Source organism: Basfia succiniciproducens (genome assembly GCF_011455875.1).
GTDB classification, from domain to species: domain Bacteria; phylum Pseudomonadota; class Gammaproteobacteria; order Enterobacterales; family Pasteurellaceae; genus Basfia; species Basfia succiniciproducens.
Genome location: NZ_CP015031.1, coordinates 473,520 through 499,516 on the forward strand (window position 1 = coordinate 473,520; position 25,997 = coordinate 499,516).

General features: G+C 43.2%; 20 protein-coding genes. 7 read left to right on the forward strand and 13 right to left on the reverse strand.

The window, feature by feature from the left end; all coding sequences use genetic code 11:
- Positions 1-7 precede the first annotated feature (7 nt).
- The 4 genes from parE to A4G13_RS02200 form a co-directional block, all read right to left on the reverse strand.
- Positions 8-1,906 carry a DNA topoisomerase IV subunit B gene (parE, locus tag A4G13_RS02185; RefSeq protein WP_090653528.1) on the reverse strand — a complete coding sequence of 633 codons (1,899 nt, stop codon included), beginning with the start codon at positions 1,904-1,906 and terminating at the stop codon, positions 8-10.
- 122 nt (positions 1,907-2,028) lie between these two features.
- The gene (locus A4G13_RS02190) at positions 2,029-2,967 is read right to left on the reverse strand and encodes a bile acid:sodium symporter family protein (protein WP_090653530.1); all 939 of its coding nucleotides are present in this window, start codon (positions 2,965-2,967) and stop codon (positions 2,029-2,031) included.
- Between the two features lie 232 nt (positions 2,968-3,199).
- A complete protein-coding gene (locus tag A4G13_RS02195) occupies positions 3,200-3,943 on the reverse strand; it encodes an alpha/beta fold hydrolase (protein ID WP_090653532.1) in 744 nt (247 codons plus the stop codon).
- 238 nt (positions 3,944-4,181) lie between these two features.
- Positions 4,182-5,369 (reverse strand): iron-containing alcohol dehydrogenase, encoded by a 1,188-nt coding sequence (locus A4G13_RS02200; protein ID WP_090653534.1) that lies wholly within the window; start codon positions 5,367-5,369, stop codon positions 4,182-4,184.
- Positions 5,370-5,478: 109 nt separating this feature from the next.
- Between A4G13_RS02200 and A4G13_RS02205 the strand changes: the two genes are divergently transcribed.
- Entirely contained in the window at positions 5,479-6,381 is a 903-nt protein-coding gene (locus tag A4G13_RS02205; protein WP_090653537.1) for a LysR family transcriptional regulator, read from the forward strand.
- A gap of 49 nt (positions 6,382-6,430) precedes the next feature.
- Here A4G13_RS02205 and A4G13_RS02210 read toward each other — a convergent pair whose 3' ends face one another.
- Positions 6,431-7,282, reverse strand: coding sequence for a DMT family transporter (locus tag A4G13_RS02210; protein WP_090653539.1), 852 nt, complete (start codon positions 7,280-7,282; stop codon positions 6,431-6,433).
- Between the two features lie 2 nt (positions 7,283-7,284).
- Positions 7,285-7,704: a Cu(I)-responsive transcriptional regulator gene (gene cueR, locus A4G13_RS02215; RefSeq protein ID WP_090653541.1), complete on the reverse strand. Its 420-nt coding sequence runs from the start codon at positions 7,702-7,704 to the stop codon at positions 7,285-7,287.
- Positions 7,705-7,807: 103 nt separating this feature from the next.
- On the opposite strand from cueR, the gene A4G13_RS02220 reads away from it, so the two are divergent.
- Together A4G13_RS02220 and A4G13_RS02225 are read left to right on the forward strand one after the other, a co-directional pair.
- A complete protein-coding gene (locus A4G13_RS02220; protein WP_011200064.1) occupies positions 7,808-8,206 on the forward strand; it encodes a cation transporter in 399 nt (132 codons plus the stop codon).
- A 106-nt stretch (positions 8,207-8,312) separates the two neighbouring features.
- On the forward strand, positions 8,313-10,517 hold the full coding sequence (locus tag A4G13_RS02225) for a copper-translocating P-type ATPase (RefSeq protein ID WP_165898043.1): 2,205 nt from the start codon (positions 8,313-8,315) through the stop codon (positions 10,515-10,517).
- A 78-nt stretch (positions 10,518-10,595) separates the two neighbouring features.
- Here A4G13_RS02225 and A4G13_RS02230 read toward each other — a convergent pair whose 3' ends face one another.
- The 3 genes from A4G13_RS02230 to fdnG are packed head-to-tail and all read right to left on the reverse strand — an operon-like array spanning position 10,596 to position 15,276.
- On the reverse strand, positions 10,596-11,279 hold the full coding sequence (locus A4G13_RS02230) for a formate dehydrogenase subunit gamma (RefSeq protein WP_090653545.1): 684 nt from the start codon (positions 11,277-11,279) through the stop codon (positions 10,596-10,598).
- Entirely contained in the window at positions 11,276-12,214 is a 939-nt protein-coding gene (gene fdxH, locus A4G13_RS02235) for a formate dehydrogenase subunit beta (RefSeq protein WP_090653548.1), read from the reverse strand. The genes A4G13_RS02230 and fdxH overlap by 4 nt, the downstream gene beginning before the upstream one ends.
- Positions 12,214-15,276, reverse strand: a complete 3,063-nt coding sequence (fdnG, locus tag A4G13_RS02240) for a formate dehydrogenase-N subunit alpha (RefSeq protein ID WP_090654519.1) — start codon at positions 15,274-15,276, stop codon at positions 12,214-12,216. Before fdnG ends, fdxH begins: the two co-directional genes overlap by 1 nt.
- 280 nt (positions 15,277-15,556) lie before the next feature.
- Here fdnG and fdhD point away from each other — a divergent pair, with 280 nt between their 5' ends.
- Complete coding sequence (gene fdhD, locus A4G13_RS02245; RefSeq protein ID WP_090654521.1) at positions 15,557-16,402, forward strand: formate dehydrogenase accessory sulfurtransferase FdhD; 846 nt, start codon at positions 15,557-15,559, stop codon at positions 16,400-16,402.
- A gap of 59 nt (positions 16,403-16,461) precedes the next feature.
- Here fdhD and rlmM read toward each other — a convergent pair whose 3' ends face one another.
- Together rlmM and A4G13_RS02255 are read right to left on the reverse strand one after the other, a co-directional pair.
- A complete protein-coding gene (gene rlmM, locus A4G13_RS02250; protein WP_090654525.1) occupies positions 16,462-17,553 on the reverse strand; it encodes a 23S rRNA (cytidine(2498)-2'-O)-methyltransferase RlmM in 1,092 nt (363 codons plus the stop codon).
- A gap of 10 nt (positions 17,554-17,563) precedes the next feature.
- A complete protein-coding gene (locus tag A4G13_RS02255; protein WP_090654527.1) occupies positions 17,564-18,445 on the reverse strand; it encodes a transcriptional regulator GcvA in 882 nt (293 codons plus the stop codon).
- A gap of 483 nt (positions 18,446-18,928) precedes the next feature.
- Between A4G13_RS02255 and A4G13_RS02260 the strand changes: the two genes are divergently transcribed.
- Entirely contained in the window at positions 18,929-19,948 is a 1,020-nt protein-coding gene (locus tag A4G13_RS02260) for a branched-chain amino acid aminotransferase (RefSeq protein ID WP_011200073.1), read from the forward strand.
- A 69-nt stretch (positions 19,949-20,017) separates the two neighbouring features.
- Here the strand turns inward: A4G13_RS02260 and A4G13_RS02265 are convergent, their stop codons facing one another.
- The gene (locus tag A4G13_RS02265) at positions 20,018-21,487 is read right to left on the reverse strand and encodes a YdgA family protein (RefSeq protein ID WP_090654529.1); all 1,470 of its coding nucleotides are present in this window, start codon (positions 21,485-21,487) and stop codon (positions 20,018-20,020) included.
- A 325-nt stretch (positions 21,488-21,812) separates the two neighbouring features.
- On the opposite strand from A4G13_RS02265, the gene dnaK reads away from it, so the two are divergent.
- Together dnaK and dnaJ are read left to right on the forward strand one after the other, a co-directional pair.
- Positions 21,813-23,723, forward strand: a complete 1,911-nt coding sequence (gene dnaK / locus A4G13_RS02270; RefSeq protein ID WP_090654531.1) for a molecular chaperone DnaK — start codon at positions 21,813-21,815, stop codon at positions 23,721-23,723.
- Between the two features lie 171 nt (positions 23,724-23,894).
- Positions 23,895-25,025: a molecular chaperone DnaJ gene (gene dnaJ, locus A4G13_RS02275; protein WP_090654533.1), complete on the forward strand. Its 1,131-nt coding sequence runs from the start codon at positions 23,895-23,897 to the stop codon at positions 25,023-25,025.
- 143 nt (positions 25,026-25,168) lie between these two features.
- On the opposite strand, the gene A4G13_RS02280 is transcribed toward dnaJ, so the two are convergent.
- Positions 25,169-25,951, reverse strand: coding sequence for a transporter substrate-binding domain-containing protein (locus A4G13_RS02280; RefSeq protein WP_090654536.1), 783 nt, complete (start codon positions 25,949-25,951; stop codon positions 25,169-25,171).
- Positions 25,952-25,997: the final 46 nt, after the last annotated feature.

A 25,997-nucleotide genomic window follows, 5' to 3' on the forward strand; every position in this document is an offset into this window, starting at 1 on the left:
TTAGATCTTATACGGTTAAATCCACTTGATCGCCTTTGGTTTGCAGCCAGTTTTTACGATCTTCCGCGCGTTTTTTGGCAAGCAGCATATCCATAAGCTCAAAGGTTTCCGTCATATTGGTCTCGTCCTGTTCATAGGTTAATTGAACCAAACGGCGGGTATTCGGCTCCATGGTGGTTTCCCGCAGTTGTGACGGATTCATTTCACCCAAACCTTTGAAGCGTTGCACGTTCGGTTTGCCCCGCTTGCTTTTTAACCGATCCAAAATGCCTTCTTTTTCGCTTTCATCCAGGGCATAAAATACTTCTTTACCGAGATCGATACGGTAAAGCGGCGGCATGGCGACAAAAACGTGCCCTTGTTGTACTAATTTAGGGAAATGGCGCAGAAATAACGCGCAGAGTAGGGTGGCAATGTGCAACCCGTCGGAGTCCGCGTCGGCGAGAATACAGACCTTGCCGTAACGGAGTTGAGACAAATCGTCGCTGTCGGGGTCAATACCTAAGGCAATGGCGATATTATGCACTTCTTCCGAGCCTAAAACCTGGTCCGAAGACACTTCCCAGGTATTTAAAATTTTGCCCCGCAGCGGCAAAATCGCCTGATATTCGCGGTCTCGCGCTTGTTTGGCCGAACCGCCCGCGGAATCGCCTTCCACTAAGAATAATTCGGTTTTTTCCAGATCCTGTTGGGAGCAATCCGCTAATTTACCAGGCAATGCCGGGCCGCTGACTAATTTTTTGCGCACCACTTTTTTAGAAGCGCGTAAACGGCGTTGTGCCGAGTTAATGGCAAGCTCGGCAAGCTGTTGACCGATTTCCACATTTTGGTTCAGCCATAAACTGAAGGCGTCTTTTACCACGCCGCCGATAAATACGGCGCTTTGGCGGGATGATAAACGCTCTTTGGTTTGCCCGGCAAATTGCGGATCGTGCATTTTGAGAGAAAGCACATAAGCGCAGCGATCCCAAATATCATCCGCTACTAATTTTACCCCGCGGGGAAGCAAATTGCGGAATTCGCAGAATTCGCGTATTGCGTCAAGCAAACCTTGGCGTAAACCGTTTACATGGGTACCGCCCTGAATGGTCGGAATGAGGTTTACGTAGCTTTCGGCAATAAGTTCGCCACCTTCCGGCAGCCATAATAACGCCCAACTGACCGCTTCGCTGTCTGCGGAAAAATCACCGATAAAAGGCGTTTGTGGCAATGCGTTGTAACCTTGTACCGCTTCGATTAAGTAATCGGATAAACCGTCCTGATAGCACCAGGATTCTTCCGTATCGTTGACCTTATCCGTAAATTTTATTTCAAGACCGGAACAAAGTACCGCTTTAGCGCGTAATAAATGGCGCAGACGGGTTACGGAGAATTTATCGCTGTCGAAATATTTTGGATTCGGCTTGAAACGAACGGTCGTTCCCGTATTGCAGCGACCGCAAGTGCCGATAACCTGCAATTCTTCAATTTTCTGACCGTTGGAAAAAACGATTTTATAAATCTGTCCGTCACGTTTAACGATGACTTCCACTAACTCGGAAAGCGCGTTTACCACGGAAATCCCCACTCCGTGCAGACCGCCGGAATATTCGTAATTTTTATTGGAGAATTTGCCGCCCGCATGCAGTTTCGACAGGATTAATTCAATACCCGACACTTTTTCCGTCGGGTGAATATCTACCGGCATACCGCGACCGTTGTCGATAACTTCGAGGGATTGATCCTTATGCAAAATAACTTCGATTTTATTTGCGAATCCCGCTAAGGCTTCATCGACACTGTTATCGATTACCTCTTGCCCTAAATGATTCGGGCGGCTGGTGTCGGTGTACATACCTGGACGGAGTTGAACGGGTTCTAAATCTTTGAGAACGGTTATATCTTCTGCGGAATAATTATTTGCCATAGGTCAAGTTTATTTAGGGTTATTTATTTTTCAAATCAAAATAGGCAAAGATTCTAACAAAAAAGTGCGGTGTTTTCGACCGCACTTTTAGGTATTTGTTGAATAATTTGAGCTATATCTAATTATTTCTTATCATCATTTTTAATATTGGCGAAAATATTGGCTAAAATCGGGCCGGAAACATTATGCCAAAAACTGAATACCGCACTTGGTACTGCGGCAATCGGATTGAAATGTGCGGCGGCAAGGGCGGCGCCTAAGCCCGAGTTTTGCATCCCCACTTCAATGGAAACCGCTTTACTGTCGGCAATATTCAGTTTGAACAAACGGGCGCCGAAAAAGCCCACTAAATAGCCCAAGCAATTGTGCAATACTACCACACCGAAGATCAACAAACCGGATTCCACAATTTTATCTTTACTTACGGCCACTACCGCAGAAAGAATCAATACGATTGAAATCACCGAAACCAACGGCATGGTACGGCTGATCTCACTAATACTTTTTTTGAAAATCGCACGTACGATTAAACCTAAGAAAATCGGAAATAAAACCATTTTCAATACCGACATAAACATTGCGCCGGCATTAATATCCAACCATTGGCTTGCGAGAATATAGAAAATTGCCGGGGTAAGGAATGGCGCCAACAAGGTTGAAATTGTCGTGCAGGCGACGGAAAGTGCGGTGTTGCCGCGGGATAAATAAGTCATTACGTTAGATGAAGTACCGCCGGGGCAGGAGCCGACCAGAATTACGCCCACAGCCAGGTCCGCCGGGAGATTAAAGATTTTTGCCAAACAAAAGGCGATTGCCGGCATAATTACGAATTGCCCCACTACACCGATAAAAACCGATTTCGGATGTTTGAATACTTCGCCGAAGTCATTGAAGGTTAAGGTAATCCCCATACCGAACATCACCAGCCCTAACAGATAAGGAATATAAGGAGCGAAAATGGCGAATTGCGCCGTAAATTGAAAAGCTAAAAAAGCAAATACCAACACCCAAAGGGCGAAGGTTTTGCTCATAAAATTAGTGAATTTTAAAAGTGTTTGCATATTGAATAGTTCCTTGATTTTAAAAAGGCATTTAAAATAGCACAAAATTGCTAAATTAGTTAAAAATCAACGTAAATATTTTACTAATCGGCGAAATTTGCCAATTTTAGCTTATGCAAATTTAAATGTTGTATCCAACATGCAATACAGCGAAATCGTAAAGAAAAAAGAAGGGAATTTATTACAAAAAAGTGCGGTCAAAATTTATCGTTTTTTATGACCGCTTTAAATTTTACTTTATATGCATGTGACCGGACGATATTTTCCTTAATAAAGCCTCGGTAAATAATTCTGGTTGTTCAACCATTGGACTGTGTCCACTGTCTTTAATTATGGTCATTGAGGTTTGCGGGAAATTTTTAGCTATGTCAATCCAAGGTTCTATCGGGGTTATAAGATCATATTCACCCCAAATAAAATCAATGGGAATGGATATTTTTTGTAATACGTCGGGAACATCATATTTGCGGCTAAAATATAACCAACGGACAATGTTGCGGAAGATTTTTTCTGTTCCGAATAAGTATTTTACTTCTTCGATGCCGTGCGGCGGGATTTTGCTTTGATCATAAAATATGCGAGAACCAAGTAGTGTCGTATATTTATCCTTGCCGGTTTTTAGTTCGTCAAGAGATACGCCCGCCTCCATTTCAAGTTGCCCTGGTGCTCCGCTCATGATAACACCTTTAACTCGATCTTTTCGTTGAGAAGCATAATGTAATGCAATTAATGCACCCAGCGAATTGCCAACTAAATATACGGGAGTTGAACAGTTTTCAGTAATAGTATCTAATTCGGTGAGAGCTTTTTGCTGACTGCCTTCAAAGGCAACGGGGATGGGATCGGTGAAAGTGAAGGTTTTGAATCCTTTATCTTGTATATTGCGAACAACGGAATTCCAAATCCAGCCGCCCGCAAATAAGCCGGGTAAGAAAATAATAGGTTCTCCGTTTCCCTTTGTTTCATATAACATCATATTAGTCTCCTTAAAAAAACTGTCTATAATATAACCAATTATGAATGTGATTACAAATTGGGAATTATTATTTTTAGTTACAGGTGCAAAAAGCTATCGCCAACAACGGTAAAAGCATATGGATAAAAGCATTTGGCGGGCGTTAGGCCGATAGCGGTTTTCTTTACATATAAAAAGTGCGGTCAAAAAATTCAAAATTTTTAACCGCACTTTAATCATAAAATAGCTAATAAGCTAACTACGCATTTTGCGCCGCCGTATAAATTGCCGCCATATCCTGTTCATATAACGGTTTTGCGGCACCGATACAACCTTTAGAGGCGATGGCGCATTTTTTTGCCATTTCGGTAATTTGTTCAGCCGTAGCGTTAACGCCCAGTTCGGATAAATTGGTCGGCATATCGATGCTGCGGAAGAAGTTTTCCATGGCTTCGATGCCTTTTAAGGCGGTCTGTTCCGCATTTTCAGCCGGTGCAACACCCATCACCCGAAGGGCAAAACGTTCGAAACGCGGCAAAAGCGCTTGGTACACATATCTCGCCCAATGTCCCCAAACCGCCGCCAAACCTGCGCCGTGAGTGACGCCGAACATACCGCTTAATTCGTGTTCCAGCATGTGGGTTGCCCAGTCGCCGTTGCCGCCGCCGCAATTCGTTAAGCCATTATGGGACAAACTGCCGCTCCACATAATTTCCGCTCTGGCCTCATAATTTTGCGGATCTTTTGCCAGAATTTGTGCATTTTTCATCACGGTTTTCAATAGGCTTTCGGCAATACCGTCGGTAATTTCCATGGTATCGTGCGGAGTGAAATAACGCTCCATGGTATGCATTAAAATATCCACGTTACCGCTGGCGGTTTGATATTTTGGCAAAGTCATGGTGAGTTCCGGGTTTAAAATTGAGAATACCGGACGGGATAAATTATTGCTGTAGCCCCGTTTGATGTCTCCTTCCTCTTTGGTGATTACGGAACTTTCACTCATTTCACTACCGGCGGCGGCAAGGGTTAATATGGTGGCAACCGGCAAACAAGCGGTGGCCTGGCGCTTGCGATCGTAAAGTTCCCAGACGTCTTTATCCGGCTCGGCTACGCCGTAGGCAATAGCTTTGGAGGAGTCGATTACACTACCGCCGCCGACGGCAAGAATAAAGTCCACCTGTTCTTTTTTGCATAATTCAATACCTTGATAAACCAGTGATAACAACGGATTAGCCACCACGCCGCCCAGTTCCGTATAGGCAATACCGGCATTATCAAGAGAAGCTTTAACGCGATCTAATAAGCCCGATGCTTTCGCACTGTTGCCGCCGTAATGAATTAACACTTTTTGACAGCCTTGTTCTTTAATCAATTCGCCTACCTGCTGTTCGGTTTGTTTACCAAACACAATTTTAGTTGGGGTATAGTACTCAAAATTTTGCATAGTCATTACTCCTGTTACGAAACTATCGGTTATTTTAAAAAGCAATTTATTCCTATACAATGAGTAAATTAAGAATAAAGAATTCCTGAATCGGGAATAAAGAGGGATGATGTTAGATAAAGTGGAAGCCGTTCGTTATTTCTGTATAGCCGCGGAAACCCTGCATTTTCGGGAAACCGCCAACCGCCTCGCCATTTCGCCGCAGGTGGTTACACGTATGATTGCGGAACTGGAACGGGAATTGGGCGAACCTTTATTTAAGCGTAATACCCGCAATATTTCACTGACGGATTTCGGTCAGGCCTTTTTGTCTGACGCCCAACAATGGTTGAAGGCGACGGAAACCCTGTTTCAAACGGATTTTAAAGAATCCATGAGCGGAACGGTGCGAATTACCCTGCCAAGATTGCCCAATAATGATGTGATTTTAACGGAATTATTGACCGCACTTTCGCCCTATCCCGATTTGCATATCGACTGGCGCCCCGATACCGCCTTATATAATTCCATTACCAGACAAATTGATATCGGCATTCGTATCAGCCTGGAAATGGAACCCCATTTTATCGCCAAAAAAATTACCCATATCAAAGAGCGTATTGTGGCGAGTACCGCTTTACTAAACCGTTTAGGTCAACCGCGGGATCTGGACGACCTGCAAAACCGTTTTCCGCTTTGCGCGGAAATCAACCCGCAAACGGGCAAAGCATGGCATTGGTTCAATACGGCGGAGCAAAGTTTTGTTGCGAAAAAACCGTATTTTATGAGTTCGGAAAGCTATAGCAATCTGGCGGTGATTTTGAAGGGATTAGCCATCGGGGTATTGCCCGACTATCATTATCTGCCGCATGTACGGACCGGTAAGCTGAAAATCTTATTTCCCGACTTGCCGATCCCTGAGTGGAAGATGTTTCTGTATCGCCCCTATCAGGAAAACACTCCTATGCGGGTGATTCATGTGTTTGGCTTGCTGGAGAAGATTCTGGTTAAGCATTATCATACAACGGGTTAATGCCTGTTGATTTGGATAACAGGCATTTTGATCTTTCTTTCTGGCTTAATTATCTTCTGAAATTCACAATGCCCACTGAAAGCAGGATAATTAGTCCGCCTATGATCATGCGTAATCCCGGTTGTTCGCCGAGCCAAATCCAGGCGATCAGAATAGCGTAAACAGGTTCAAGGGAGATAATCATTGCTGCGGTTCGGGCGTTGATTATGTTCAGGCTTGAAACAAATAAGGTGTAGGCAAGGCTGGTGCATAGCAAACCGAGGCAGGCGATCCAAAACCAATCCGTTACCGAAACCTCAGGCAATTTGTGAGCGGCAAAGGGAAATAGCAGGATTGAACCTATTAAATATTGCCACCAACTGGCTTGTGTGCCGGAGAGTTTGTTGATGTTTTTTCGATTTAAAATAGCAAGAATGCCGTAAATTGCACCGGAAAAAATTCCCCATAATAAACCTTGAGTGGATTGATTGCCGAATTCGAATTGCGGAGTGACTAAAATTAAGCCGATAGTGACGGCGATTAATAAAATCAGTTCGCGGCGTTTTAACTTTTCCTGAAAGAACAATCGTTCAAAGAGCGCTACAAAGCCCGGAAAGCCGGCAAAACCAAGAGTGGCGACAGCAACGCCGCCCACTTTTACCGCGACATAAAACGTGACCCAATGAGCCGTTAGGAGAGCGCCCGACAGAGATTGATTCGCCACATCTTTGGTTGAAAGTGCGGTCAGTTTTTCTCGTTTTATTAAGAAATAAACCGATAACGCGAGAAACGCGATTATCACCCGCCCTAACACAATTACATCGGAATCGGCGCTGATAATGACGCCGAGAACGCCGGTCAATCCAAAAAGCACGGCGGTAAAATGCACTTTAATCAGTGCTAAATTATAATTATTAACCATTATTATTTTTTCTCGGCATGATGGTCGCAACAATTTGGTTTGCTGAGCCCTTCGATAATCGGACAATGTTCGGAACCGTCGCCCGGGCATTGATTGGCAAGGGTTTGCAATTGCTGTCTCATTTGTTGCAATTTGCCGATTTGATTATCAATTTCTGCAATTCTGGCGAGAGTTTTGGCTTTAACATCCGCACTACGGCGATGAGGATCCTTATAAAGTTCCAATAATTCTTTGCATTCGGGGAGTGAAAAGCCGACCAAACGAGCCTGGTGCAATAAGTTTAGTTCTTCTACGTGTTTTTGATTGTATTGGCGGTAGCCGTTCAGCGCACGTTGAGGCGTTGTAATTAGACCTTTTTCTTCATAAAAACGAATGGACTTTGCCGTTAAATTCGTTTTTTTCACAATTTCATTGATATTCATAGCATTCCTTTTTGAGTTCCGCTAATTTACTCTTGACCTTCCCCTTGGGTCAAGGTTTATTTTTAGCAAGTCAGTAAAGTATTTTTTAACAAAGGAGTAAATTATGGCAATTTTTTTAGCATTGAGCGAACTGTCATGCGGACATTGCATTAAATCGGTGACTAAAGCTATTGAAGCTATTAGCGGTGAAAATAGCGCCGAGGTTACCTTAAATTATGCGAAAATCAATTCGGATAAAGATCCGCAATTATTTATTGATGCTATCACCGCCGCTGATTTTAAAGCGCAATTGGCAACCCCGAGTTTTGAATTGGAACTAGACGGATTAAACTGCGGTCACTGCATTAAAAGCGTGAGCAAGGCGCTAAGTGCGGTGGAAAATATGGAAGTTTTTGATGTGGATCTGAAAAAAGCGCGTATTTACGGTAATGCCAAACCGGAAGATGTCGTGAAAGCTATTGTAGATGCCGGCTTTAATGCGAGGTTAGCCAGGCTCGTTTAATCGGAATAAGCCGAAAACAGAGCAAGCTGAGGAGCCGATAAACGAAATCCACAGCGAAGTGCAACAAACCGTGCAAATTGATGACAGAGCCGAGCAGACTACCTTAATGCTGGAAGGTATGAGCTGTGCAGCCTGTGTGCGCAAGGTGGAAAAAGCCTTATTAGCAGTGCCTGAAGTGGCGGCGGCACAGGTGAATCTGGCGGAAAATACCGCATTGGTGTACGGCAACGGCGATGTGGAATTAATGCTGCAAGCGATTGAGAATGCCGGTTATCATGCCGAAGTAGTGGAAGATGAAAATTCCCGTCGCGAAAAACAAAATGTACAGGCGGAGCATGAAATTAATCAGCGCAAATGGCAGTCAATTGTCGCCTTAATTGTCGGTTTCGGTTTGTTCTTTTGGGGAATTTTCGGCGGAACGACCGTTGCCACGGCGGAAAATCACTGGAACTGGGTAATGGTCGGTCTCATTGTGTTGGTGACTATGCTTTGTACCGGCTGGCATTTCTTTGAACGCGCCTGGAAAAACTTATTGAAAGGTAACGCGACTATGGATACCTTAGTGGCGCTAGGCACCGGTGTGGCTTGGTTATTTTCGATGTTTATTTCCCTCACTCCGGATTTTTTCCCCGATGGATCGCGCCATCTTTATTTTGAATCCGGCGTGATGATTATCGGTTTAATCAATGTGGGAAAAATGCTTGAAGCCAAGGCGAAGCAACGTTCATCAAAAGCATTGGAACGTTTGCTTGATTTAACCCCGAAAACTACGCGGATTATTGATGAGCTGGGTGAGCGTGAAATTCCGCTGAAAGATGTAAAAACGGGAATGCGGATTCGTCTGCAAACCGGCGATTGCGTATCTGTAGACGGCATCGTTCTGCGAGGTACCGGTTGGATTGACGAAAGTATGCTGACCGGTGAACCGATTCCCGTGCAAAAGCAGGAAGGAGATAAAATCAGCGCCGGCACATTAGTTACCGACGGCGCATTACAATTTCGCGCCGAGCAGGTAGGCAATAAAACCATGTTGGCGAATATTATCCGCTTAGTTCGCCAGGCGCAAAGCAGTAAGCCGGAAATCGGTCAGTTGGCGGATAAAATTGCCGGAATTTTTGTACCTGTGGTAATTTGTATCGCTGTTTTTGCCGCGTTGATTTGGTATTTAGTCGGCCCTGAACCGCAGATTTCTTATGCGCTTGTAGTGCTGACAACGGTACTGATTATCGCCTGTCCTTGCGCGTTGGGATTGGCAACGCCAATGTCGATTATCGGCGGTGTCGGGCGTGCCGCGGAACTGGGCATATTGGTACGTAATGCGGATGCCTTACAAAAAGCTTCAAATGTCGATACTATTGTCTTTGATAAAACCGGTACCTTGACGAAAGGTGAGCCGAAAGTGACCGCACTTTTAACCTTTAATCATTTTGATGAATCGGTTGCACTGGAGTATGCGGCAAGTATTGAGCAAGGGGCAAACCATCCAATAGCGAAAGCGGTACTCAGTTTGGCGCAGGAATATAACCTGAACCTTGAACACGAGCCGGAGGATTTCCGCACCTTAAAAGGTTTAGGCGTGAGTGCCAAGGTTGATCAGCAGAACATTCTGCTCGGTAATTATACTTTATTGCAACAGCATAATATTGATGCGAGTGCGGCGAATAGGTTCTTCCAAACCGAAAGCGAAAAAGGTGCGACGGTAATATTTTTAGCGGTAAATAATGTATTGGCGGGTGTTTTCGCAATTCGGAATCCTTTGCGCGAAGACTCGGTGGAAGCCATACAACGCTTGCATAAACAGGGTTATCACCTGATTATGTTAACCGGCGATCAGGAAAAAACGGCGCAGGCTATTGCAAAAGAAGCGGGAATTGATCAAGTTATTGCGGGGATTCTTCCGGAAGGAAAAGCCAATGTGATCCGACAATTACAAGAACAAGGCGGAAAAGTTGTAATGGTGGGTGACGGCATTAATGATGCGCCGGCATTGGCGCAAGCGGATGTGAGTATTGCTATCGGCAGCGGTAGCGATATAGCTATTGAAACTTCCGAACTGACTTTAATGCGGCACAGCATTCATGCGGTAGCGGATGCTCTGGCGCTTGCTAAAGGAACGTTGCATAACATGAAACAAAATCTTTTCTTTGCTTTTGTTTACAATGTTATCTGTATTCCTGTCGCTGCCGGCGTATTCTATCCGCTTTTCGGCTTCCTACTGAATCCGATGTTCGGCGGAGCGGCAATGGCTTGTTCATCTATTACGGTAGCAACCAATGCAAACCGCTTATTAAAATTCCAACCGAAAGATTAGTCGTATAATCCTTCAGTGAAAAAAAGTGCGGTAAAAATTTTAAGATTTTTTACCGCACTTTTGTCCGTAAGTTGATAGTTATTTAGAGGCTTTATCTTTCTCTAACATATAACACTCGATTTCCGGTTTGATTTCATGATTGAACCATTTCGGGTGGTGTTTTTTCGCCCAGCGTACGGTAACCCAGCCTTCAACCATGGCGCGGATGGAGCCTTTCACCCAAAACGCCATGTAGATGTGCACCAGAATGCCGGTGAACAGCGCGAAGGCGCTGGCGGAGTGCAATAAAATCGCAATGCGCAGCGTTGTTACCGAAAAGTAGCCGGAGAAGTAGCGCCGCCACATGATAATGCCGGTTACCAACAATGTGATCATGGCAAGATTCAACGTCCAGAACAGCATTTTCTGACCGAGGTTGTATTTGCCGTTGTATGCCACACCATGTTCGTTACCTTTCAATACTTCCACGATGCCTTTCAACCAGCGGATGTCGTTCCGTTCCGGAATATTATGGCTTGCATAAATAAAGGCAAGAATAATAAACGCGATGAACATGATGATACCCGTAATCGGGTGAATGGCGCGCGCCAGTTGCGGCGTCCCCAAAATTTCATGTAACCAGGCGAAATCCGGGAAGAAAAACGCCACTCCGGTGAACATGGTCATAAAGAAGGCAATCACTAAAAACCAATGACTCACACGAGCGGGGTATTTATGGCGAACGATTTTGGTATCGTTCGTAAATTCGACTTTACTCATTATTTGCCACCTTTGTTATGATGTGATTGTTCTTCTTCCGCATCTTCCCGTTCGAAGTGGGCGCTGTGATCTTCCACATCTTCTTCATTGTTCGGGCCGACCCCTACATAATGGGCGATTTCGGCTAATGCCAGGCCGCCCATCGCGACTGCCGCCACCGGTTTTAAGATGTCTTTCCAAAGTTTGACGGTAACGTCGATTTCCGGATCTTTCGGTAAGCCGGCATAGAGCTCCGGTCTGTCCGCGTGGTGCAGCACGTACATCACATGAGTACCGCCTACGCCTTCGGGATTATAGATGCCGGCATTGTCATAGCCGCGGGATTTCAAATCCGCCACTCGGGTTTCCGCATAGTGCAGCATTTCCTCTTTGGAGCCGAAATGAATGGCGCCGGTCGGGCAGGTTTTCACGCAGGCGGGTTCTTGACCCACATTGACGCGATCCACACAGAGGGTACATTTGTATACGCGGTTGTCTTCATTGCTCATTTTCGGCACATTAAACGGACAGCCGGCGATACAATAACCGCAACCGATACATTTTTCCGATTGGAAATCCACAATCCCGTTGGCGTATTGGATAATGGCACCCGGTGCCGGACAGGCTTTTAAGCAGCCCGGTTCGGCGCAGTGCATACAGCCGTCTTTGCGGATCAGCCATTCCAGCCGGTCGTTTTCCTCCACTTCGCTGAACTTCATTACCGTCCATTGTTGGGCGTTCATGTCGCGGGGATTATCGTAAACCCCAACGCATTGTTCCTGCGGAGCGCGGATATCGTTCCATTCGGAACAAGCGACCTGACAGGCTTTACAACCGATACAGATGGTGACATCGATAAGTTTAGCGACTTCCACCACGTCTTTGCGGACTTGCGGCGGCGGCGTGACGCCGGAAGTGGCGGAGCGCTTGATAATGTTTTGTTCTTGTACTGCGGACATTACAGGGCCTCCGTGGTTTTTTCGATGTTAACTAAGAACGTTTTAAACTCAGGGGTCTGCGTATTTGCGTCACCTACGCGCCCCGTTAATGCGTTCGGTAAGAAAGATTTACGCCCATCGGCAATAAAACCGCCATGGAGCGGAATACCTATGGTATGAACCTTTTTACCGTCAACATCAAGGGATTTAATCCGTTTAGTCACAACAGCTTTAGCTTTAATGTAACCGCGTTTTGATGTCACTTTAACTACATCACCTTGAGCGATACCTTTTTCATTGGCGAGGTCTTCACTGATTTCAACAAATGGCTGCGGTTGAGCAATCATGTTGAGATCGGCGTTTTTAGTCCACCAGTGGAAATGTTCCGTTAAGCGATAAGTTGTACCCACATAAGGGAATTCGCTTGCGTTACCAAAACTTGCCTTATCATTATCCAAAATACGCGCAACCGGGTTTGAAATTACATTCGGATGCAGCGGGTTAGTACCGATTGGACTTTCGATAGGTTCGTAGTGTTCAGGGAACGGACCGTCGACCATTTTATCCAATGCGAATAAACGGCTTATTCCTTCGTTATTCATGATAAACGGCATCACATTGCTGTTTGGCGGTGCCGTGCCAAAGTCGGCTATATCAATATAGTTCCAGTTTTTGCCGTTCCATTTGATTAACGGACGTTTCGGATCCCATGGTTTACCGGCTAAATCCGCGGAAGCGCGGTTGTAAAGAACACGGCGATTCGCCGGCCATGCAAACGCCCAACCCAAGGTATTACCCAATCCGGACGGATCGCTGTTATCGCGGTTATCCATTTGGTTGCCTTTCGGTGTCCATTGACCGCTGTAAATCCAGTTTGCGGCGGAAGTGGTGCCGTCATCGCGTAATTGAGCAAAGCTTGAAAGCAATTCGCCTTTTTTCGCAATTAAATTACCGTTTGCATCATAAAGATCTTCCAATGCGTAACCATTGCTTTCTTTAGCAATTTCATGAGCTTTTGGTTCCAACGGATTTTGGTAGTTCCATGTCATAGCTTTAATTGTATCAATAGAAGGACCGCCCTCTTTTTCATACATTTCAAGCATCACTTCACGGATTTCGGAAAGAATATCCACATCCGGTTTCGCTTCTTTCGGTGGTTCGGCTGCTTTATAATGCCATTGCAACCAACGACCGGAGTTGGCGATAGAACCGTCTTCTTCCGCGAAACAAACCGTAGGCAAACGGAATACTTCGGTTTGAATCTCAGCAGGATTAACATCATTGTATTCGCCGTGATTTTGCCAGAATTCGGAAGTATCGGTTTTTAACGGATCCATCACAACCAGGAATTTCAATTTGCGTAATGCGGACGAAATTTTATTTTTATCCGGATAAGAGGCTAACGGGTTATAACCCTGACAGAGGTAACCGGTAATTTTACCTTGATCCATTAAATCAATGTATTGCAGGTGATCCATTTTCTTCTTGTATTGTTTCGGAAGATTATGGAAACCCCATTCATTGTCTTTGGTCGCATTTTCACCGTAGAAGGTTTTTAACATACTCACCACAAATTTCGGCGTATTTTGCCAGTAGTTAGTCTGACCTTCGGCCGCTGTTTTCGGCGTAATACGGTTTAAGAAGCTCTCTAATGAGGTATCGGTTTCTGTTGGTAATGGAATATAACCCGGCAACATAGACGGGAACAGACCCATATCAGTCGTACCCTGAACATTGGAATGGCCACGTAATGCATTGATACCGCCGCCCGCCATACCGATGTTACCTAAAAGTAACTGGATAATCGCCATGGTACGGATATTTTGCGCACCTACGCTGTGATGAGTCCAGCCTAGGGCATATAAAATAGTCATGGTACGGTTCGGTACCGCCGTCGAAGCGATGGTTTCGGCAAATTCCAAAAATGCTTTTTGTTTGGTACCACAAACCCGCTCAACCATTTCCGGCGTATAACGTTCAACGTGTTTTTTCAGCAAATTAATGACGCAACGAGGATCCTGCATGGTTAAATCGCGTTTCGGCTGGCCGTTTTCATCCAATTGATACGACCAAGTAGATTTATCGTAGCTACGTTCGGCTTCATCGTAACCGGTGAATAAACCTTCTTCAAAACCGTAACCTTCATTAATCAGGAAGCTTGCGTTGGTATAGTGTTTAACATATTCGTGTTGAATAGCGTTGTTATCGAGCAGGTATTTGATTACGCCTGATAAAAGCGTAATGTCCGTGCCCGAACGAATCGGAGAATAGAAATCAGCGACTGCCGCAGTACGGTTAAAACGTGGATCAACCACCATTAACTTGGCACCGTTTTGCTTTTTCGCTTCAATAGCCCAGCGGAAGCCGACAGGATGCGCTTCAGCCGCATTACCGCCCATAACGACGACAACGTTGGCATTTTTGATATCAACCCAGTGGTTGGTCATGGCACCGCGACCAAATGATGGAGCAAGACTTGCTACCGTCGGTCCGTGTCAGGTACTCGCTTGGTTGTCAAGAACAAGTAAACCGAATGCCCGCGCCCATTTTTGGGAGATTAACGCGGTTTCGTTACTTGCCGCGGACGCCGTTAAGAAACCGGTTGTTAACCAACGATTAACCGGCGTTCCTTCTTCATTGGCGGACTCCCAGTTGGCATCGCGGTCATCTTTCAATAACTTGGCGATTTTATGAATGGCGTCGTGCCAGGAAATGCGTTCCCACTTATAGGAACCCGGCGCACGATATTCAGGATATTGGATACGGTTCGGACTGTTTACGAAATCTAAAACTCCCGCGCCTTTAGGGCATAACGCTCCGCGGCTGACCGGGTGATCCGGATCGCCTTCGACGTGAGTTAATTTTCCACGGGAATTCATTGCGCCGTCACCGATGCTATACATCAGCATACCGCAACCCACAGCGCAATATGTGCAGGATTGACGAGTTTCTTTCGCTCGTAAAAGTTTGTATTCGCGTGGTGCAGCTAATGCGGCAGTAGGCATTAAACCTAATGCGGCAACAGATGTACCCGCCATCCCACCTGCACAGATCTTAAAGAACTTTCTTCTTGTGACCTGCATAGATAATCCTCAAAATAATAGTAGGTAGTAATTTTGTTCATACCGTTCTCAGAATAGACAAACGCAGCGACGCGATTCTTAAGCGTTTTATAAAATTTAGATGTTAATAAAAAGTAAGGATTGCGTTTCTACACTTATTCATTCACAGTAACAACATGATAAATTTGATTGCATTGCTTTCTCGAAAATGTATTACAATGAAAAAGCTAAAATCAGAGGTAGGATACCTTTATTTCTATGATAAAGCTATAACCAATCTTATTCATAAAGGAAAAATATTTTGATTGAGATCACAAAAAGAACAATAAGTTTTTTCAAAAATTTAACATTTATAAAACAAATAGATAAAGATACAGTGTCAGATTCAAACAATAGCCGTTTTGAATTTATACAAAAAGAAGAAACGTTGGCGGTGGAAATGCCCGTAGCGCTTGTTTATAACGGCATTTCTCATACGGTGATGATGGCAACTCCTTCAAATTTGGAAGATTTCGCTCTAGGATTTTCACTGGCGGAAGGTGTTATCGATAGAGTTTCGGATATTTACGGCATTGACGTTGAAGAAACCTGTAACGGGGTAGAAGTGCAGGTGGAGTTGGCAACCCGATGTTTTGTCCGCTTGAAAGATTTACGCCGAACCTTAACGGGCAGAACGGGTTGTGGTATTTGCGGCAGCGAGCAGCTTGAACAGGTCACAAAAAAATTAGCAAAATTAGACCGCACTTTTTGCTTTGAACTGAAAAAATTAGACGGCTGTTTAGCTCTATTACAGCAAGCGCAGACGTTGGGTAAGCAAACGGGTTCAACCCATGCGGTAGGCTTTTTCTCGCCGCAAGGGGAATTGTTAGTGATTCGGGAAGATGTGGGGCGCCATGTGGCGTTAGATAAATTATTAGGCTGGCATGCCAAGCAAGGAAAACCTCAAGGTTTTGTTTTAACTACAAGTCGTGCAAGTTATGAAATGGTGCAAAAAACTGCAAGTTGCGGGATTGAAATGTTAATAGCTATTTCTGCGGCGACGGATTTGGCGGTACGTATGGCGGAAGAATGTAATCTCACTCTTATCGGTTTTGCTAGAGAGGGAAGAGCGACGGTTTACACTGAGAAAGTGCGGTTAAAAATTTAGAATTTTTGGACGTTATAAAAATACCGAGCAAACGGCTCGGTATTTTAATGAAAAGCGGGTTATTTTTTTACCGAAATATGTACCGTAATTTCTTCACGATCATGATACAAATGTTTTGCCTGAATATGATATTTAAAACCGGCTTTATCCAATTCATTAGTGATTAATTGCAAACAGTTTTGCACTTCCGCATAGCGTTTTTTCATCGGTAGTTTCAGGTTGAAAATGGTCTCGCGGCACCATTCGTTCACCAACCATTTTGCAATTAATGCCGCAATCCGGATAGGCTGTTCAACCATATCGCAAACCAGCCAGTCAATTTTACTGCGTTTCGGCGGCTGAAATTTAAAGCCGTCTTCCGGGCAGTGATCAATTCGCCCGGTGTCATGCAGACTTGCCGCCATTTTGCCGTGATCCACCGCATAAACAAATAAACCTCGTTTAACTAATTGATAAGTCCAACCGCCGGGACAGGCACCTAAATCTACGCCGTACATGCTTTCATTCATGCGTTTTCGTTCTTCTTCCGGCGATAGGAAAGTAAGAATCGCTTCATGTAGTTTTAAGGTTGAACGGCTCGGTGCTTGCGGTGGGAATTTTAAGCGTAAAATCCCCATAAAATTCGGCGAATGATTATTGTTGTAAGAATAGCCTACGTAGCAACAGTTGGGTTTAACAAAGAAAATATGCAGAGTCAGACCACTTTTTTTTACTTCTTTGAATGCCAGGTAACCTTGTTTTTTTAATGCCTGACGCAACGGAACGGTAAATTTGCGGCAAAAGACGGACAGTTCTTTAGCTTCATTGGTATCGGCCGTTTCGACAAATAATTCCGTTGTCCGGTGAAGATTCACAAGGCCGCCAAGCCTATTATATTCTTCAATAATAGGCGTAATACGATCGGTTGACGGTAAATTTTCCAATAAATCGGAAATAACTATCATCTGACGGGCAAAGATTAATTGATTAAACGGAATTTCACGGGCAAGACGATCCGCTTCGCCTTCCTGATAACATTCAAAAATCACATAACCGCTGTCATTGTTGACGCGGGCAAAACCAAAAACGCCTTTTTCCGCCGCTTTTTCCGTAATTTCGGCGGCCGTTTCTTTTTCAAAACCAATGCGGCAATATAGTGCAAGTTTATTCAAATTAGTCCCTTTAATTGTATTTCATTTCCTGCATAATCCATTGTCGGAATGCAGAGATATTTTGATCATTTGTTCTGTTTGTATCGCTTACCACGTAAAAAGACTTAGGATCTTTGAGTTCATAAGGCAGTACTACTTGTAGGTTGCCGTTGTCAATTTCCTGTTGCGCCAAAATACTATTGGCTAATACGATACCTTGTCCGTGTACGGCGGCTTGCAGTGCCATAAAGGTATGGCTGAATAACGGACCTATATGAATATTTAAGTCGCTGATTCCCAGCTCTGTCGCCATATTTTGCCAGTTATCCCTTGTGTGTACATGAATCAAAGTATGATGTTTTAAATCATCTTTTGAATTTACCGGATTATTGGCAAGTAGTTTGGGCGACGCCAAAATGAGCAAATTATCTTCCGACAATTTTTCTGTTTTGAGATTATCCCAATTTCCGTAGCCATAATAAATAGCCACATCAATATCATTGCCCAAAATTCCTTCATCTTGTTCCGCACTTTTTATGCAGACTTCAATATTAGGATAGAGTTGATTAAATCTGTTTAATCTCGGAACCAACCAGTTAATACCGAAACTTTGCAGTACGCTGATAGTGAGATGAGGATTGTCCGTAGATTTTAATTTTTCCGTTACATCCGCAAGTTTTTGCAAAATAGGTGAAATTTCCTGAAAGTAATTTTTTCCTAATTCCGTTAATTCTAAGGATCTGTTTTTACGGATAAATAACCGAATATTTAGAAAATCTTCCAATAATTTTATTTGATGGCTTACTGCTGCCTGAGTTACGCATAATTCGTCAGCCGCTTTAGTAAAACTTAAGAAGCGAGCCGCACTTTCGAATGCTTTCAATGAATTCAGGGGAGGCAAACGTTTAAACATTTTTCTTTCCAATTGATGAAATATGGTTTATACTATATAAGATTTATTCGGATTAGTTTTTTTTATGTTTCGAATAAAAAATTCTCACTTGTTCAACTCCTTAGTCCCCCATATAATACGCCGCGTACTTAATGATTAAGCAATTCCTTTTTCATAAAGAGTTTCATTCTTATTAAGTATTATGTTGTGTTTGCATATTGTTCGGGAAACCGAACGCAAGTAACTTAGTTACTTATTTAACTTCCTGTATATTTTTAAACCTAATTTTGGGTTCGTAATGCACCGCTCTTTGTGAGCGGTGTTTTTTTATCTCTTAAGATATTAAACATATCTTTTTTCTGAAAAAACAATCCGTTTATCTTATCATAACTTAATGTGCTGACCAGCATAAAATAGCATGCTTTTTGGAAATAATTGTTTTCATTGATCCTATTATGGTGTAGATTTATCACAATATGTAGTACACAAAAATAAGGATAAAAAATGAAAGATCTTGATTGGAAAAACCTTGGTTTTGGTTATACAAAAACTGATTATCGCTATATTGCTTATTGGAAAAACGGCGAATGGCAAAAAGGCGAGTTGACAAAAGATAACACCTTACATATTAGTGAAGGTTCGCCCGCATTGCATTATGGTCAGCAATGTTTTGAAGGGTTAAAAGCCTACCGTACTAAAGACGGTTCAATTCAATTATTTCGCCCGGATCAAAACGCCCTCCGAATGCAGCAAAGCGCTGATCGTTTACTAATGCCTCGAGTTCCCGTCGATATGTTTATTGATGCTTGCAAGCAAGTGGTTAAGGCAAATGAAGAGTGGGTAGGTCCTTACGGTTCCGGTGCGACATTATATTTACGTCCTTTCTTAATCGGCGTTGGTGATAATGTCGGCGTACATCCTGCAAAAGAGTATATTTTTTCTATTTTTGTTTGCCCGGTCGGCGCTTATTTCAAAGGCGGCCTTGCTCCAAGTAAATTTTTGATTTCAACTCATTTTGACCGAGCGGCGCCTCACGGTACGGGTGCGGCGAAAGTAGGCGGCAACTATGCGGCAAGTCTATATCCGGGCAAATATGCTAAAGAACACGGTTTTGCAGATTGCATTTATTTAGATCCGGCCACACATACAAAAATCGAAGAAGTGGGTTCCGCAAACTTTTTCGGTATCACTAAGGATAATAAATTTATTACACCTATTTCTCCGTCAATTTTACCGAGTATCACTAAATATTCGTTGCTTTATTTAGCAAAAGAACGCTTAGGCCTGGAAGTGGAAGAAGGCGATGTCTATGTAAAAGATTTAGATCAATTTGCCGAAGCCGGCGCTTGCGGTACTGCGGCTGTTATTACTCCTATCAGCGGCGTACAAATTGACGATAAATATCATGTTTTTTATTCCGAAACCGAAATCGGACCGATTACACAAAAACTTTATGACGAATTAACCGGTATTCAGTTTGGTGATAAACCGGCTCCGGAAGGTTGGATCGTTAAAGTTGAATAATAAAAGCCGATAAGAAAATGCCGAGTTTACACTCGGCATTTTTTATAGCTAAAAAGCAATTAACAGGGATTATTTGCTTTGCATCATTAAGCCGAAAAGCATTAACCCTATATATTCTTCGGGAATTTCATTACCGTTCAGCATAAGCTTGTCGTTAACGATAGCAAGATTGAATTTTGCCGAACCGCCTTCTTCTACAATTACATTTTGCTTTTTCAATGTATTGGCAATCTGGTCTACTTGTTGTTGGGCATATCCGTCCGCTTTTTCTTTTGCTACGCCGCTTAATTGTTGCAAGGTGGATAAAAATTCCACTAAAGCGGGTTTATCAGTATCAATATTTAAAGAGAATTGTTTAAATAATGAGAGTACATTTCCTTTTTTCAACGCGTTTGCGAAATCGGCATGGGCTAATTCAATATTAAAATTACCGGTAAATTTACCCGCAGTATTTTGCAGAGCCAACGGAGAGATACGAAAGTGCGGTTGATTTTCCAGAATTTTTAACAAAATTTCGTTGATTTCTTTTTCATCGGCTTGTCGTTTTATCCCGTGGATTAACTGCGCGACCAGATTAGTCGGTAAATGATTTGCCTGAAGATCAAGCTGAACGCCGCCTAAGTTTTTGTCGTTAATTTTTAATGAATCCGCCCGGTTATGAATATCGTAATTCAGCATGCCTTCGTTTTCATTGGCGGCATAGTCGTAATTGAAATTATTGAAATATATTGTGTTCGCCGTTTTTTTATTATCAGCGAAATGATAAGTATAGGTAAGATTTTCAATCTTTCCTTTATACAAGCCGGTGGTGATATCATTCGTTGCCGGAATGATTTGCATCAAACCGTCGAGATTTTGTAACTCAATGTCAATAGCGGATAAATCCGATTGTGTTTCCGCCTTATCGGCTAATTTTATATCGGCGAGAGCCTTATCGGTCAGAGTCAGTTTGGCGGCATCGTAACGGTAATTAAATTCGCCTTGTTTTTTTGGTGTCGCCGCATATTTAATGAAGGCGTTTGACCAATTAACGGCAATATCTTCAAGTTTAATATCACCGGCGGCAAGATTAAGAGCAGCATCAAATTCCTGCATATAATTTAAGCTGATATCCGCCGTAATCGGGTTTTGTTCTTTTGTGTAATCAAACCAAGGTGTGGTGAGTTCATTTTTTATAAGTTGGCTGTGACTGGAAAAAACGGCAGGCGAAAAATCAAACTGACGGACTAAGTTAAGGGGCAGAGGCCCATGATAAAGGGTTCCCGCAAAAGGGAGTCGCCATGTTTGGGTTTTATCTTGTGTGGATTCAATTAAAATATCGTAGCCCATTTCCGAGCTGAATAATCCTCTATCAAATCGTACGTTTTCAATTTTTACAGAAAAAGCCACCGCACTTTTTGCACTTGTCAGCTGTTTATTTAAATTTTCTACCTGTGTTTTATATTCGGCTTCGGCGGTTTTACCCGTAAACCAGGCGCCACCTGTCCAAACTGCGGCAAGGGCGACAATTATTGTTAAGGCCAATTTTGATTTATTCATAAAAAATATATTCCTTTTATAATTAAGATTATTCTAAGTAACCTATCATAATTTGAGCGTTTTTTCGAGTTCTATTGACCTAATGCCGTTGATTTATAAATTAAACATCGGTATTTAAACGCTAAATAAATGGAAATGAAAAAATTTAGAAAAATTTTTAACATTTCCTCTTGAAGTTTAATGACTCGTCCTTATTTAAGGTAACAAGAATGAGCGGAAACGATTTATCAAGAAATTAAAAAAAAAGCTTGAAAAAGAAAAATCGATCCACATTTTAAGATTACGTAAACAAAACTTACGAATGAATTTAACGAGGAGAATTAAAATGGGCAAAATTATTGGTATTGACTTAGGTACAACAAACTCTTGCGTAGCGGTAATGGACGGCGATAAACCGCGTGTAATTGAAAATGCGGAAGGTGAACGTACAACCCCGTCAATTATCGCATATACACAAGATAACGAAGTATTGGTAGGTCAACCGGCAAAACGCCAGGCGGTAACAAACCCGAAAAATACATTATTTGCAATCAAACGTTTAATCGGTCGTCGTTTTGAAGACCAAGAAGTACAACGCGACGTTAACATTATGCCGTTCCAAATTATCAAAGCGGACAACGGCGATGCATGGGTTGATGTGAAAGGTGATAAATTAGCGCCACCGCAAATCTCTGCCGAAGTATTGAAAAAAATGAAGAAAACCGCAGAAGATTTCCTGGGCGAAACGGTAACCGAAGCGGTAATTACAGTACCTGCATATTTTAACGATGCGCAACGTCAGGCAACTAAAGATGCCGGTCGTATCGCAGGTTTAGAAGTTAAACGTATCATCAACGAACCGACGGCGGCGGCATTGGCTTATGGTTTAGACAAAGGTAAAGGTAACCAAACTATCGCGGTTTATGACTTAGGTGGCGGTACTTTTGACTTATCAATCATTGAAATTGACGAAGTGGGCGGTGAAAAAACTTTTGAAGTATTGGCAACCAACGGTGATACTCACTTAGGTGGTGAAGACTTCGATAACCGTGTAATTAATTACTTGGTTGATGAGTTTAAAAAAGAACAGGGTGTGGATTTACGCAACGATCCGTTAGCAATGCAACGTTTGAAAGAAGCGGGCGAAAAAGCGAAAATCGAACTTTCTTCCGCGCAACAAACTGATGTGAATCTTCCATACATCACAGCGGATGCAACAGGTCCAAAACATTTAAATATTAAATTGACCCGTGCGAAATTAGAAGCATTGGTAGAAGATTTAGTAGCGCGTTCAATGGAACCTGTAAAAGTAGCGTTAAGCGATGCCGGTTTAAGCGTGTCACAAATTGATGATGTTATCCTGGTAGGCGGTCAAACCCGTATGCCGTTGGTTCAACAAAAAGTGGCCGAATTCTTCGGTAAAGAACCGCGTAAAGACGTAAACCCTGACGAAGCGGTGGCGGTTGGTGCGGCGGTACAAGGCGGCGTATTAGCAGGTAACGTAACCGACGTATTATTGTTAGACGTAACACCGTTATCATTAGGTATCGAAACTATGGGCGGCGTGATGACTACCTTAATTGAGAAAAATACTACGATTCCGACTAAAAAATCGCAAGTATTCTCAACCGCGGAAGATAACCAAAGTGCGGTAACTATTCACGTATTACAAGGTGAACGTAAACAGGCGAGTGCCAATAAGTCTTTAGGTCAATTCAACCTGGAAGGCATTAACCCGGCACCGCGCGGTATGCCGCAAATTGAAGTGACTTTCGATATCGACGCGGACGGTATTATCCATGTTTCGGCGAAAGATAAAGGCACAGGTAAAGAACAGCAAATTACCATTAAAGCTTCTTCAGGTTTAAGCGATGAAGAAATTCAACAAATGGTACGCGATGCGGAAGCAAACGCAGAAGCCGACCGTAAATTTGAAGAATTAGTTCAAGCCCGTAACCAGGCCGATGCGTTGGTTCACAGCACACGTAAACAATTAACGGAAGCCGGTGACAAATTATCAGCAGACGATAAAGCACCGATTGAAAAAGCGGTAAATGAACTTGAAGCTGCGGTGAAAGGTGAAGATAAAGCTGAAATCGAAGCGAAAATCCAGGCATTAATTCAGGTTTCCGAAAAATTAATGCAAGCGGCGCAACAACAAGCCCAAGCGGATGCCGGTGCGCAACAGGCACAAGGTAATAACGGCGGTGATGATGTTGTCGATGCCGAATTTGAAGAAGTGAAAGACAATAAATAATCTATCTTCAAATAACTAATTTAAGGGCGTAGCGATACGCCCTTTTAACACATGGGTAGGGTGGGTTTAATTGCCCACTAAGTTTTATCAAAGTGCGGTTAAAATTTCTGAATTTTTGACCGCACTTTTACGGTGGGCGAGCGAGCCCACCCTACATTAGTGACGAAAATTATGGCAAAACAAGATTATTACGAAACGCTTGGCGTACAAAAAGGGGCGGATGAAAAAGAAATCAAACGCGCCTATAAACGCCTTGCGATGAAATATCACCCCGACAGAACAAACGGTGATAAAGCGGCGGAAGAAAAATTCAAGGAAGTCAATGAAGCCTATGAAATTCTGATGGACAAAGAAAAACGCGCCGCTTATGACCAATACGGACATGCCGCTTTTGAACAAGGCGGATTCGGTGGCGGTGCCGGTGGATTTGGCGGCGGCTTTGGTGGCTTTGGCGGTTTTGAAGATATTTTCAGTGAAATGTTCGGTGGCGGTGCAAGTCGTCAACGTGTGGTTCGAGGCGAAGATTTACGCTACGACATTGAAATTACATTGGAAGAAGCGGTACGCGGCACCACAAAAGATATTAAAATCGATACCTTAGCCGCTTGTGATCATTGCGGCGGCAGCGGTGCGGAAAAAGGTTCGAAAGTAGAAACCTGTCCGACTTGCCACGGACACGGACGAGTTCGCCGTCAGCAAGGTTTCTTTATGACGGAAACTACCTGCCCGACCTGTCAGGGTAGCGGTAAGAAAATTGAGAAACCTTGTAAACATTGCCATGGTGACGGACGGGTTCATAAAAAGAAAAATCTTTCGGTTAAAATTCCGGCAGGTGTGGATACGGGCAATCAATTGCGCTTATCCGGTGAAGGTGCGGCGGGTGAAAACGGTGCGCCGGCAGGGGATTTATATGTTGTGATTCATGTAAAAGATCACCATATTTTCGAACGTGACGGCAGCAATTTGTATTGCGAAGTGCCGATCAGTTTTACTATGGCGGCATTAGGCGGTGAAATTGAAGTGCCGACTTTGGACGGACGAGTGAAATTAAAAATTCCGGCTGAAACGCAAACCGGCAAATTATTCCGTATGCGCGGGAAAGGGGTTACCTCAACAAGAGCCGGTTATGCAGGCGATTTAATTTGTAAGATTATTGTGGAAACGCCGGTAAAATTAAGCGAAGAACAAAAAGAGCTGTTGAGAAAATTTGAAGAGAGTTTAGAAGGACAGTCCAAACAACGCCCTAAATCATCAAGTTTTTTAGACGGCGTGAAAAAATTCTTTGATAATTTAGGTAAGTAGCCTATTGGTGTATTATTGTTGGGGCGTATAGTATACGCCCTTGACTATACATGTTTCCCTGATACAAAAGGCATAGTAAACAAAAAAACTGCGGTCAAAAAATCGAAAATTTTGACCGCAGTTTTTTTTATATAAAGGATAAATTAGTCACGAGGCAACCATTTGTTGATTGTTTTATCCAGGTTGCCTGACATTTTTTCTAAATGCAGGAATTGATCCACATAACTTTTGAATCGGTAATCGCCGTTATGAATTAACCAGCCGTTTTGCGCAGGTTTTAACGGTTTGTCCGGGTTAACTGCGCAAAGCACGCCTTTATGCTCATGGGCTTTTACGATGGCTTCCGCCGCTTCGCTTACAAATACGTCCACTTTTTTATCGATAACCTGTTGGAAAATCGTTAAGTTTTCCGCATTCATGGTTAAATTTGCATTGCTTAATTCATTACGGGCGTATTTTTCATTACTTCCGCCCGGGTTTGCGATAATTCGGACTTCAGGACGGTTAATTTGCTCAACCGTTTGATATTTATCGACATTTTCACAACGCACAATAGGTGTTTTGCCGTTAATGAAATAAGGCTCGGTGAATAACGCTTTTTGCTGGCGTTCAAGGGTAATGGAGATTCCGCCGACGGCAATGTCGCATTTGTTCGCGGTGAAATCGTCCATCAGTGTTTTCCAAGTTGTCTTAACAATGGTTACTTTGGCGCCCATACTTTGTGCGAGTTTATCCATTAGGTCGTTATCGACACCTTCGAATTTACCGTTGTTATCGAAACTGAAAGGTTTGTAATCGCCGGGTGAGCAGACAACCAATTCTTTTGTTTCCAATACTTTTGTTAATGTATCCGGTGAGGTTTGAGCTTGTGCCGTTGCGCTGACAAACATTGCCGCAACTAGAGTTGCGAGAGTTGCTTTTTTCATGTTGTGTTTCCTTTTCTGTTGTTTAAATAATAAAAAAGCCGATAGC